The following is a 1,048-nucleotide window of genomic DNA, read 5'->3' on the forward strand; positions in this document are numbered from 1 at the left end:
CCACCACGTCCGTGCCCCGGTAGCGCAGGTCGGGTATCAGCCGCAGGGATCCGGTGATGGAGGTGCCGATCACGGTGTGGCCGCGCTGGGGGGCGCTGCCCGCCTCCCAAAGGGTGGCCTCCTCGTCGAAGATGTCGAGATAGGCCTTCACCCGGGGGTGGCCCAGGTCCCCGATGGCCGGCGGGGCGCCGGTCGGCAACTCACCGAAGGCGATCTGGCGCCGCATGAACGCGCAGGCGTTCGGGGTGATCCGGCCCTCCAGTCGCTCGACCTTGGCACGCGCCTCCGGGCAGTCGCCCTGGGCGGCGGCCTCCCCACCGCCCGGCAGCGCCGCCGCTGAGGTCGCCACCCCCGCGACGACCGCCGCCACCGCGACTCCCACCACACCACGCCGACCCGCGAACATTCCGTACCTCGTCTCGTTCCCACCCGATGCGGCCCGTTACCGCTCGTGTGGGACCAACATGCCCGTCCGCCGGGGCAGGGGTCGATTACTCCTGAGGTAATGGCCCAGGTCAGGGGGTGCGAGCCTTCTCCGCAGGCGGGTCAGGCGCAGAGAGCCGCGGCCCGGGTACCAGTCGTCGCCCGACACCGGCTGATACGACGGCCGTGCGCACCAGGAGCAGCGGGATTGATCGGCACGACGGGCCACAGCCAGGCGTCTGCGGGCTGCCGCGGAGGGAGACCTGTCGGCGGCCCAAGGGGTGTCTTGAGCACGGGAAAGGGGCGACGCCATGGAGGTGCCCCCTGCTAGGCCGTTTCCTTCGATCACCATTCGGCTTCGGCGGCGACCCCGAATCCTGTGTCGATGGTGAGGCGCAGCGGCACGACGGTGCCGAGGCTGGCGGTGGAGCGGCCGACGCTGACCTGCACGTAGTAGGTGCCAGCCGTCTGCACCGGCCGGTCACGGTCGCGTGGGTCGCCGATGCCCGGGCGACCGCCCGCTGCCAAGAACCGCCGTCCGGCGCCCCGCTACGACGTGGGCAAGACCGTCAAACGCGAACTCACCATCACCGCACTTCAAGCGGCCAGAAGATAAAGAACAAGC

2 protein-coding genes are annotated in these 1,048 nt (G+C 71.0%); both read right to left on the reverse strand.

Annotated elements, in window-relative coordinates; all coding sequences use genetic code 11:
• A partial coding sequence (locus tag ACIRJP_RS42740) for a hypothetical protein (RefSeq protein ID WP_404186669.1) occupies positions 1 to 406 on the reverse strand: 406 nt, incomplete at its 3' end.
• Between the two features lie 362 nt (positions 407 to 768).
• Entirely contained in the window at positions 769 to 951 is a 183-nt protein-coding gene (locus tag ACIRJP_RS42745) for a hypothetical protein (RefSeq protein ID WP_404186671.1), read from the reverse strand.
• Positions 952 to 1,048 lie beyond the last annotated feature (97 nt).

This window comes from Streptomyces sp. NPDC102437, assembly GCF_044765565.1.
Classification (GTDB): Bacteria; Actinomycetota; Actinomycetes; order Streptomycetales; family Streptomycetaceae; genus Streptomyces.